Source organism: Ornithinicoccus sp. (assembly GCF_057176825.1).
This window is the reverse complement of sequence record NZ_CM169976.1, coordinates 361,926-372,304: the sequence shown is the minus strand read 5'-3', so window position 1 is coordinate 372,304 and position 10,379 is coordinate 361,926. Positions and strand designations below refer to the sequence as shown.

Below are 10,379 nucleotides of genomic sequence, written 5' to 3'. Positions count from 1 at the left end.
GGCAGTCCCTTCGTTCAGCGCCGGTGCAGCCGCAGCCGCCAGGCCTCGGGGCCCTCGTCCAGGTAGCTGACCTCGATGGCGCCGGGGTCGCGTGCCTCGATCTGGCGTAGCAGCGGAAGCGGGTTGTGCGGGGCCACCAGGATCAACGACCCACCGGACGGGATCGCCTCCAGCGCACCGAAGACGGTGGCGTGCCGGATCTTGTGGGGGACGGCGCGCACGTCCAGTTCGGGGGCGTCCTCGTCGTGCTCGCCACAGCCGCAGCCGCTGACGTCCTGGACCGGGATGGGGGTGGGCTCGGTCATCGTCTCTTCCTTCTCCTCGTGGGTCCCGCGCTCCGATTTGCGCGGCACTCCGAACAATTATTACATTACAACTGTGAAAAAAAATCCGCCCCTGGGGCCGGCCCCCTGGACCCCGGTGGAGGCGTCCCCCGAGGGCCCCGCCGACCGGGTCCTGCGGCACCTGGCCGATGCGGCCGAGCCGGTCACCGTGCCGGACCTCGCGGCCGCGCTGGGGGTGCACGCCAACACGGTCCGCTCCTACCTGCGGGAGCTGACCCGGGCCGGACTCGTGGAGCGGGGATCGATCCCGTCCGAGGGGCGGGGACGGCCGGCCCACGGCTACCGGCCGACGGTCCAGGGCCGCAGCCAGGTGCGGACCGGGGACCCGACCTTCGAGGAGTACCAGGGCCTGACCAGCGTCTTCGTCCAGCACCTGTCCCGGACCTCGAGCGACCCCGCCCAGGAGTCCCAGGAGATCGGCCGTGCCTGGGGCGCACAGCTGGCCCGCAACGCCGATCACCGTCGACCGGTCTCGCGCCCCGCGGGCGGGGAGGCCGCGGAGGACGCCGACGAGGCCGCCGCCGAGCGGGTCGTCGACCTGCTCGGGAACCTCGGGTTCACCCCCGTCGAGCGGCCCGACGACCTGGCCCTGACCACCTGTCCCCTGTTGGAACTGGCCACCGCCCACCCGGAGGTCGTGTGCCAGGTGCACCTAGGGCTGGTCGAGGGCGCCCTGGAGCACTACGGTGCGAGCAGGACAACTGCACACCTTGAGCCTTTCATCGAGCCCGGGGCCTGCCGGCTGGCACTGACCCGAGCCGGAACCACTCCCGATTCACCGCCTCGTTCCGCGCACGACCGTTGAGGAGCACGATGTCGACCGCCGACACCGGAAGGGCCCCTTCCACCACCGCCGCGAACCCCTGGGTGCAGTTGGCGATGGCCACCCTCGGATTCGCCGTCAACTTCTGGGCCTGGGCCCTGTTGAGCCCGCTCGGCCCCCTCTGGAGGGACGACGGCACCCTCGGCGACATCGGTGAGTCCGATGTCGCGCTGTTGGTCGCCGTCCCCGTCATCGTCGGGTCGCTGGGCCGGATCCCGGTCGGTGCGCTCACCGACAAGTACGGCGGCCGGGTGATGTTCCCGCTGGTCTCCGCCGCCGACGATCGTCCCGGTCCTGCTCCTGGGGTTCTGGGCCAACAGCAGCCTGATCGCGGTCCTGACGGTCGGGTTCTTCCTCGGCATCGGCGGCACCGCGTTCGCGGTCGGGGTTCCGTTCGTCAACGCCTGGTTCCCGCCGGCCAAGCGGGGCCTGGCCATCGGCATCTTCGGCGCCGGGATGGGTGGCACCGCGATCAGCGCGCTGACCACGGTCCCGCTCTACTCGACCGGTGCCACGCTCCCGTTCCTGATCTGTGCGGTCGTGCTGGCGGTGTATGCGGTCGCCGCGTGGGCGATCCTGCGCGATGCTCCGGGACGCACCGTCGCCGACGGGCTCGATGGTCAGCCGGGTCGTGGCCAACTCCAAGCTCTCGATCACCTGGCTGGCCTCGCCTTCCTCTACGCGGTGGCCTTCGGCGGTTACGTGGCCTTCTCGGTCTACCTGCCCTCCTACCTCAAGGTCGCCTACGACCTGGAGGCCGGTGACGCCTCGAACCGGATGGCCGGCTTCGTCGTCGTCGCGGTGCTGATGCGGCCGGTCGGCGGTGCCCTCAGTCGACCGGTTCGGTGCCGTCAAGGTGCTCGCCGGCTGCTTCGCGGTCGTCGTGGTGGGCTCGGCGATCGCCGCGAGCACGCCGCTGCTCGAGCACATCGGGACCGCCGCCTTCCTCGGGATGGCCGCCGCGCTCGGCGCCGGGTCGCGGGGCTACCTTCGCGCTGATCGCCCAGGTCACCGAGCCCGCCAGGGTAGGTGGCGTCACCGGCATCGTGGGCGCCGCGGGTGGCCTCGGCGGGTTCCTGCCCGCCGCTGATCATGGGCTGACGTCTACGGCCGCACCCAGTCCTACGCCATCGGGCTGCTGCTCCTGTCGGCCACGGCGCTCGTCGCCCTGGTGCTCACCCTCACCGTGGTCAAGAACGCGCAGCAGGAGAAGCTGGCGGCGGACGCCGTCTCCGCTTAATCCGTTTTATGCAGTTTTTCCACCACGGGCCGTTCCGACGCCCTCCCGCGACCGTCGATCCCGACGTGGCGCAGGGGGCGTCGCGCGGTCCGTGGTGGTATGCCGTGATCGAAAGTCTGCGCAGGTCAGCGCGGTATTAGGACACATCTGTGTGTCCTAATCGGATGGTCGGGCCCCTCTGGTGGAGGACCGGCACAGGGCGCTACTCTCTGTAGTACTTGTTCCGTTAAACCTCCCTCCTCGAGCGAGGTCCAGATGAGCACCACGGGCTCCCGGCAGGGCATCACCCTGCTGCGGTCGGACGTGCGCCGTCGCCTCGTGGACCACCTCGCCGGGTTGCCAGAGGAGGCCGACGGGCCGGCCGGTGGGGGCCGGACGCGGGGGCAGGGCCTCACCGCCGCGGAGCTGGCCGAGGTCGTCGGGCTGCACGTCACGACGGTGCGCTTCCACGTGGACCTGCTCGTCGGGGCGGGGTTGTTGGTGGCCCGCGACGACGCTCCGCACGGGGCCGGCCGGCCCCGGAAGCGGTATGCCGTGCCCTGGGCCGCGCCGCGCGCGGCGGACCCGGCGACCCACCGGGCCTATGCCGCCCTGGCCGAGGTGCTCGGGCTCACCGTCGACGGGGCGCCGGTGCCGGGGGAGACGTTGGAGGGTGCCGCGAGGGACTGGGTGCGGGAGCAGGTGGCGGCCGCGACGCCGGTGACGGAGCGCCGGCCGACCCCGGCCCGGACGCCCGGTGCCTGGCTCGGCAAGGTCGGCACCGTCCTGGACCTGCTCGGCGGCTGGGGCCACCAGCCCGACCTGCGCACCCGGTCCGGGGCCCGCGAGGTCGACATCGTGCTGCACGACTGCCCGTTCCTGGACCTGGCCCAGGGCACCCCCGAGACGGTCTGCGGGGTGCACCGTGGCCTGCTCCGGGGAGCGCTCGACGAGCTCGGCGAGGAGTCCGTCGAGGTCGACCTCCAACCGCTCGTGACCGGCCGCACCTGCGTGGCCCACCTGACCGTTCCCGCCCAGTTCGCCGACCGAGGAGAGACGACATGACCGACACCCGGCCCGAGCACGCACCCGCCCCGTTGGACGGCCCCCTGGGCAATGCCCTGGTCGGGACCCGCCGGTTCTTCACCCGGGGCACCGTCTCGCAGGACCGTCGCACGCTGAGCCTCGAGGGCGGCCGCAGCGGGGACGCGTTCTACCGGGACCGGTGGAGCCACGACAAGGTGGTCCGGTCCACGCACGGCGTGAACTGCACCGGCTCCTGCTCCTGGAAGGTCTACGTCAAGGACGGGATCATCACCTGGGAGGCGCAGCAGACCGACTACCCCTCGACCGGTGGCGACCGACCCGGAGTACGAGCCCCGCGGCTGCCCGCGCGGCGCCGCGTTCTCCTGGTACACCTACTCGCCCACCCGGGTGCGCTACCCCTACGTGCGGGGCGTGCTGCTGGAGATGTTCCGCGAGGCCCGCGCCCGGCTCGGCGACCCCGTCCTGGCCTGGGCCGAGATCGTCCAGGACCCGGACAAGACCGCGCGCTACAAGTCCGCCCGCGGCAAGGGCGGCCTGGTCCGGTCCACCTGGTCCGAGGCCGTCGAGATGATCGCCGCCGCGCACGTCTACACGATCAAGCGCTGGGGCCCGGACCGGATCGCCGGCTTCTCCCCGATCCCGGCGATGTCGCAGGTCAGCTACGTCTCGGGCGCCCGGTTCAACGAGCTGATCGGCGCCCCCATGCTCAGCTTCTACGACTGGTATGCCGACCTGCCGGTTGCCAGCCCGCAGATGTTCGGGGACCAGACCGACGTGCCGGAGTCCGGCGACTGGTGGGACGCCGGCTACCTGATCATGTGGGGCTCCAACGTCCCGCTCACCCGGACCCCCGACGCGCACTGGATGACCGAGGCCCGCTACCGCGGCCAGAAGGTCGTGGCGATCGCGCCCGACTACGCCGAGAACGTCAAGTTCGCCGACGAGTGGGTGGCCTCCGCCCCCGGCACCGACGCCGCGCTCGCGATGGCGATGGGCCACGTGGTGCTGCAAGCGAGTTCTTCGTCGACCAGCAGACCCCGTTCTTCGCACGACTACACCGCCAAGTACACCGACCTCCCCTTCCTGGTCACCCTGGAGGAGTCGGACGGAGGGTGGCGCACCGGCAAGTTCCTCACCGCCGCCGACTTCGACAACCCGCAGCGGGAGTCGGAGAACGCCGGTGTGGAAGCCGGTCCTGCTCGACCGGGCGACCGACCAGCCGGCCGTGCCCCAGCGGGTCGCTGGGCCACCGCTTCGGCGACGAGGGCGTCGGGCAAGTGGAACCTGGACCTGGGCGACCTGGACCCCGCCCTGACCCTGTATGCCGAGGGCTCGGCGGAGCAGGACACCGTCAGCGTCGCGCTGCCCCGGTTCGACGCCCTCGACGGGCAGGTGGTCTACGAGGCCCGCGGCGTCCCGGTCCGGCGGATCGGGGACCGCGTGGTCACCACCGTCTTCGACCTGATGCTGGCCCAGTACGGCGTGGCCCGTCCGGGCCTGCCCGGGCAGCTGGCCGACGGACTACGAGGACCCGTCGGGCGCCGTGCACCCCCGCGTGGGCCGAGGAGATCACCTCGGTGCCGGCGGAGCAGATCGCCCGGATCGGGCGGGAGTTCGCGCAGAACGCCGTGGACTCCGGCGGGCGCTCGATGATCCTGATGGGGGCCGGCACCAACCACTGGTACCACTCCGACCTCATCTACCGGGCGATGCTGGTGCTGACCACCATCACCGGCAGCCAGGGCCGCAACGGCGGCGGCTGGGCGCACTACGTCGGGCAGGAGAAGGTCCGGCCGCTGATGGGCTTCCAGCACATGGCCTTCGCGCTGGACTGGTCCCGCCCGCCGCGGCACATGAACCAGACGGCGTACTGGTACGTCAACACCAGCCAGTACCGCTACGACACCTACACCGCGGACACCGTCGGGGCCGGCACCGGCGCCTTCGAGGGCAAGACCGTGATGGACCTGTTGGCGCAGTCGGTGCGCCTCGGCTGGACGCCCAGCTACCCGACCTTCGACCGCAGCTCGCTGGCGATCGCGGACCAGGCCAAGGAGGCCGGTCAGGCCCCGGAGGAGTATGCCGTGGACCAGCTGAAGTCGGGCGCCATGAAGTTCGCCGTCGAGGACCCCGAGGCCGAGGAGAACTGGCCCCGGGTGCTGACCCTGTGGCGTGCCAACCTGTTCGGCTCCAGCGCCAAGGGCGATGAGTACTTCCTCAAGCACCTGCTCGGCACCGACCAACGCGGTCGACGCGACCCAGGCCCCGCCGGAGCAGCGCCCGAAGGACATCGCCTGGCCCGACGACATACCCGAGGGCAAGCTCGACCTGCTGATGACGATCGACTTCCGGATGACCAGCTCCACGATGCTCTCCGACGTCGTGCTCCCCGCCGCGACCTGGTACGAGAAGCACGACATCAACACCACGGACATGCACCCGTTCATCCACTCGTTCAACCCGGCCATCGCCCCGCCGTGGCAGGCCAAGACCGACTGGGACGCGTGGAAGGAGATCGCCAAGGAGTTCTCCGAGCTGGCCAGGACCCACCTGGGGACCCGGACCGACCTGGTCGCCAAGCCGCTGTGGCACGACACCCCGGAGGCGATGGCGACCCCGCACGGCGTGGTGCGGGACTGGCGTGCCGGGGAGTGCGAGCCGGTGCCGGGCAAGACCCTGCCGGTGCTGGTCGCCGGTGGAGCGGGACTACACCGCGATCTACGACAAGATGACCTCCGTCGGGCCGCTGCTGGACAAGCTCGGCACCGCCTGCAAGGGCGATCACCTACGACGTGAGCCTCGGAGGTGCAGCGCGCCGGGCGGCTGCACGGCACGGTGCGCGGCGGCCCCGCCGACGGGCGACCCAAGATGGACACCGACATCCAGGTCGCCGAGATGATCATGTCGCTGTCCGGGACGACCAACGGGCACCTGGCCACGCAGGGATTCAAGACCCAGGAGCAGCGGACCGGTCACCAGATGCACGACCTGTCCGCCGAGCACGAGGGCAAACGGATCTCCTTCGCCGACACCCAGGCGGCGCCGGTGCCGGTGATCACCTCCCCGGAATGGTCCGGGTCAGAGTCCGGTGGGCGGCGGTACGCGCCGTTCACCATCAACATCGAGCGGAACAAGCCGTTCCACACGCTGACCGGTCGGCAGCAGTTCTACCTGGACCACGACTGGATCCTGCGGATGGGGGAGGCGCTGCCGGTCTACCGCCCGCCGCTGAACATGACCGAGCTGTTCGGCGAGACCCCGCTCGGGGAGCAGACCGAGCTGGGCGTCTCGGTCCGCTACCTGACCCCGCACAACAAGTGGTCGATCCACTCCGAGTACCAGGACAACCTGTTCATGCTCAGCCTCTCCCGCGGCGGGCAGTCGGTCTGGATGTCGGACAAGGACGCCGCGAAGGTCGGGATCAAGGACAACGACTGGATCGAGCTGGCCAACCGCAACGGGGTGGTCGCCGCCCGGGCGGTGGTCAGCCACCGGATGCCCGAGGGCACCGTCTACATGCACCACGCGCAGGACCGGCTCATCGACGTGCCGCTGACCGAGAAGGGCGGCAAGCGCGGCGGCATCCACAACTCGATGACGCGGATCATGGTCAAGCCCAGCCACATCATCGGCGGCTACGCCCAGCTGTCCTACTTCTTCAACTACATCGGACCGACCGGCAACAACCGGGACGAGGTCACGATGATCCGCAAGCGCACCGCCCCCGTGGCGTACTGAGGAGGCCCGGCATGAGAGTCATGGCGCAGATGGCGATGGTGATGAACCTCGACAAGTGCATCGGGTGTCACACCTGCTCGGTGACCTGCAAGCAGGCGTGGACCAACCGGTCGGGCATGGAGTACGTCTGGTTCAACAACGTGGAGACCCGCCCGGGGCTGGGCTACCCCCGCGGCTACCAGGACCAGGAGGAGTGGCAGGGCGGCTGGATCCGGACCGACCGCGGCGCGCTGAAGCTGCGGGCCGGTGGCCGGCTCAACAAGCTGCTCAACATCTTCTCCAACCCCAAGATGCCCTCCATCCAGGACTACTACGAGCCGTGGACCTACGACTACGAGACGCTGCTCAACGCCCCGGCGCAGGACCAGTTCCCGGTGGCCAAGGCGTTCTCGCTGATCTCGGGCAAGCACGTCAACGTCGAGTGGTCGGCCAACTGGGACGACGACCTGGGCGGCAGCCAGGAGCACGCGGTCCGCGACCCCATGCTCAAGGGGCTGGAGGACCGGGTGAAGATGGAGTTCGAGCAGACCTTCATGTTCTACCTGCCGCGGATCTGCGAGCACTGCCTGAACCCCAGCTGCGCGGCGTCCTGCCCCTCCGGCGCCATCTACAAGCGCGAGGAGGACGGCATCGTCCTGGTCGACCAGGACAAGTGCCGGGGCTGGCGGATGTGCGTCACCGGCTGCCCCTACAAGAAGGTCTACTTCAACCACAAGACCGGCAAGGCCGAGAAGTGCACCTTCTGCTACCCCCGGATCGAGGTCGGCATCCCCACGGTGTGCGCCGAGACGTGCGTCGGCCGGCTGCGCTACATCGGGCTGATGCTCTACGACGCCGACCGGGTGCTCGAGGCCGCGAGCGTCGAGGACGACCACGACCTCTACGAGGCGCAGCGCTCGGTCTTCCTGGACCCGAACGACCCGGAGGTGCAGCGTGAGGCCGAGCGGGCCGGCATCCCCGGCGACTGGATCGAGGCCGCCAAGAAGTCCCCGGTCTACGCGCTGATCAACCGCTACAAGGTGGCCCTGCCGCTGCACCCGGAGTACCGGACCATGCCGATGGTCTGGTACATCCCGCCGCTGTCGCCGGTGGTGGACGCGGTGAGCGGGACCGGCGCCGACGCCGAGGACAAGGACACCCTCCTGGCCGCGATCGAGAAGATGCGGATCCCGGTGGAGTACCTCGCCAACCTGTTCACCGCCGGGGACACCGGCCCGGTGGACTCGGTGCTGCGCAAGATGGCCGCGATGCGCTGCTACATGCGGGACATTAACCTCGGGCGCGACCCTCAGGCGCACATCCCGGAGTCCGTCGGGATGAGCGAGGAGGACATGTACGAGATGTTCCGGCTGCTGGCGCTGGCCAAGTATGACGAGCGCTACGTCATCCCGACCGCGCACGGTGAGCAGGCGCACGCCCTGGAGGAGTTGGCGACCGACTGCCCGGTCAGCGGCTTCGACGAGGAGGTCACCCGCGGCTCCGGCCCGTTCGGCGAGGGCTCGGGTCGGCCGACCCCGGTCGCGGTCGAGAACTTCCAGATGCTGCAGAACCGGCAGACCGCCGACCAGCTGGTCGGCGGCGGCAGCAAGCAGGGCCGGGTCAACCTGTTGAACTGGGACGGCAAGGGGATGCCCAAGGGCCTGTTCCCGGACAAGGACGAGGAGCAGTGATGCTCACCTGGTTGCGGCACCGCCGCTCCGCCCCCGGCCTGGACGCCCACCACCAGGCGCTGGCCTGGCAGGCGGTCTCGCTGCTGTTGGAGTATCCCGAGCAGCTCCTCGTGGACCGGGTCCCGATGCTCCGGGAGGCGGTCGGCGAGCTGCCCCCGGGCGTCGCGGGGCCGCTCGGGACCTTCCTGGACCGGCTGGACGAGGAGGGCGCGCTCGCCGCCCTGCAGGCCGAGTACGTCGACACCTTCGACGTCACCCGCCGGTGCTGCCTGCACCTGACCTACTACACGCACGGGGACACCCGGAAGCGCGGCGTGGCCCTGGTGCAGTTCAAGCAGGCCTACCGCCGGGCCGGGGTCGAGCTCGCCGACGAGCAGCTCGAGCTCCCCGACCACCTCTGCGTGGTCCTGGAGTTCGGGGCCACCTGCGAGGCCCAGACCGCGTGGAAGCTGCTCAACGACCACCGGGTCGGCATCGAGCTGCTGCACCGGGCGCTGGTCCGGCGGGACTCCAGCTGGCTTCCGGTGGTCGAGGCGCTCCGGGCGACGCTGCCGGCGCTGGACGGCGACGACGAGCAGGCCCTCCGCAAGCTGATCGCCCAGGGCCCGCCGCAGGAGCAGGTGGGCCTGGACTCCTCGCCCTACGGCAGCCACGACCCGGCGCTCACCCCGAGCGCCCCGCCCCCCGTGCACGCCCCCGCGGGCACGGCATTCGCTCCGCTCACCCTGATCGATGTCTCCCGCGGCCAGCCCGCTGCGTCCCGTTCGCCCCAAGGAGCCCCCCGATGAGCACCGTGCTGTGGGTCATCTTCCCCTATATCTGCCTGGCGATCTTCGTCGTCGGGCACGTCTGGCGCTACCGCTACGACAAGTTCGGGTGGACCACGCGCTCCTCCCAGCTCTACGAGAGCCGGCTGCTGCGGATCGGCAGCCCGCTGTTCCACTTCGGCATCCTCGGTGTCGTGGTCGGGCACTTCATGGGGCTGGTCATCCCGCAGAGCTGGACCGACGGGGTCGGGCTGAGCCACCACGCCTACCACGTCATCGCCATGGTCGGCGGCATCCCGGCGGGCGTCGCCGCGCTGACCGGGTTGGCCATCCTGATCTACCGTCGGCGCACCGTCGGCCCGGTCTTCTCGGCCACCACGGTCAACGACAAGGTGATGTACTTCTTCCTCGCCCTGGTCATGGTGCTGGGCATCTGGAACACCATCGCCGGGGGCATCTTCCGCTTCGGCGGGGAGTACAACTACCGCGACGGGGTGTCGCCGTGGTTCCGCTCGATCTTCTGGTTCCAACCCGACCCCCAATTGATGGTCGAGGCGCCGCTGGGCTTCCAGCTGCATGCCCTAACCGCGTTCCTCCTCTTCGCCATGTGGCCGTTCACCCGGCTGGTGCACGTCTTCAGCGCCCCGCTCGGCTACTTCACCCGCCCCTACATCGTCTATCGGAGCCGGGACCGCCGACCCGGGACAGCGGTGGGCACCCGGGCGCCGCGGCGGGGGTGGGAACGCATCCCGGGAGGACAATGAGGCCGAT

10 protein-coding genes are annotated in these 10,379 nt (G+C 70.4%); 9 read left to right on the top strand and 1 reads right to left on the bottom strand.

Features of this window, described 5'->3' with window-relative positions:
- Nucleotides 1-14 precede the first annotated feature (14 nt).
- Nucleotides 15-305: a DUF2249 domain-containing protein gene (locus AC1QRC_RS01920; RefSeq protein WP_141783518.1), complete on the bottom strand. Its 291-nt coding sequence runs from the start codon at nucleotides 303-305 to the stop codon at nucleotides 15-17.
- 115 nt (nucleotides 306-420) lie between these two features.
- On the opposite strand from AC1QRC_RS01920, the gene AC1QRC_RS01915 reads away from it, so the two are divergent.
- From AC1QRC_RS01915 to narI, 9 genes are all read left to right on the top strand, one after another.
- Nucleotides 421-1,149: a helix-turn-helix transcriptional regulator gene (locus AC1QRC_RS01915; RefSeq protein ID WP_484205176.1), complete on the top strand. Its 729-nt coding sequence runs from the start codon at nucleotides 421-423 to the stop codon at nucleotides 1,147-1,149.
- Between the two features lie 300 nt (nucleotides 1,150-1,449).
- Nucleotides 1,450-2,166, top strand: a complete 717-nt coding sequence (locus AC1QRC_RS01910) for an MFS transporter (RefSeq protein ID WP_484206719.1) — start codon at nucleotides 1,450-1,452, stop codon at nucleotides 2,164-2,166.
- A 496-nt stretch (nucleotides 2,167-2,662) separates the two neighbouring features.
- Nucleotides 2,663-3,451 (top strand): helix-turn-helix transcriptional regulator, encoded by a 789-nt coding sequence (locus AC1QRC_RS01905; protein ID WP_484205175.1) that lies wholly within the window; start codon nucleotides 2,663-2,665, stop codon nucleotides 3,449-3,451.
- A 288-nt stretch (nucleotides 3,452-3,739) separates the two neighbouring features.
- Nucleotides 3,740-5,086, top strand: a complete 1,347-nt coding sequence (locus AC1QRC_RS01900) for a molybdopterin-dependent oxidoreductase (RefSeq protein WP_484205174.1) — start codon at nucleotides 3,740-3,742, stop codon at nucleotides 5,084-5,086.
- Between the two features lie 552 nt (nucleotides 5,087-5,638).
- A complete protein-coding gene (locus AC1QRC_RS01895; protein WP_484205173.1) occupies nucleotides 5,639-6,229 on the top strand; it encodes a molybdopterin-dependent oxidoreductase in 591 nt (196 codons plus the stop codon).
- 9 nt (nucleotides 6,230-6,238) lie between these two features.
- Nucleotides 6,239-7,171: a molybdopterin dinucleotide binding domain-containing protein gene (locus tag AC1QRC_RS01890; RefSeq protein WP_484205172.1), complete on the top strand. Its 933-nt coding sequence runs from the start codon at nucleotides 6,239-6,241 to the stop codon at nucleotides 7,169-7,171.
- An 11-nt stretch (nucleotides 7,172-7,182) separates the two neighbouring features.
- Nucleotides 7,183-8,841, top strand: coding sequence for a nitrate reductase subunit beta (gene narH, locus AC1QRC_RS01885; RefSeq protein WP_484205171.1), 1,659 nt, complete (start codon nucleotides 7,183-7,185; stop codon nucleotides 8,839-8,841).
- Complete coding sequence (gene narJ / locus AC1QRC_RS01880) at nucleotides 8,841-9,629, top strand: nitrate reductase molybdenum cofactor assembly chaperone (RefSeq protein ID WP_484205170.1); 789 nt, start codon at nucleotides 8,841-8,843, stop codon at nucleotides 9,627-9,629. The genes narH and narJ overlap by 1 nt, the downstream gene beginning before the upstream one ends.
- Nucleotides 9,626-10,372, top strand: a complete 747-nt coding sequence (gene narI, locus AC1QRC_RS01875; protein ID WP_484205169.1) for a respiratory nitrate reductase subunit gamma — start codon at nucleotides 9,626-9,628, stop codon at nucleotides 10,370-10,372. Before narJ ends, narI begins: the two co-directional genes overlap by 4 nt.
- Nucleotides 10,373-10,379 lie beyond the last annotated feature (7 nt).

Bases quoted from the DNA above. Each gene is read 5' to 3' on its own strand.
- AC1QRC_RS01920 (WP_141783518.1), bottom strand. From the start codon at position 305: ATGACCGAGCCCACCCCCATCCCGGTCCAGGACGTCAGCGGCTGCGGC.
- AC1QRC_RS01905 (WP_484205175.1), top strand. From the start codon at position 2,663: ATGAGCACCACGGGCTCCCGGCAGGGCATCACCCTGCTGCGGTCGGAC.
- AC1QRC_RS01895 (WP_484205173.1), top strand. From the start codon at position 5,639: ATGAGTACTTCCTCAAGCACCTGCTCGGCACCGACCAACGCGGTCGAC.
- narH (WP_484205171.1), top strand. From the start codon at position 7,183: ATGAGAGTCATGGCGCAGATGGCGATGGTGATGAACCTCGACAAGTGC.
- narJ (WP_484205170.1), top strand. From the start codon at position 8,841: ATGCTCACCTGGTTGCGGCACCGCCGCTCCGCCCCCGGCCTGGACGCC.
- narI (WP_484205169.1), top strand. From the start codon at position 9,626: ATGAGCACCGTGCTGTGGGTCATCTTCCCCTATATCTGCCTGGCGATC.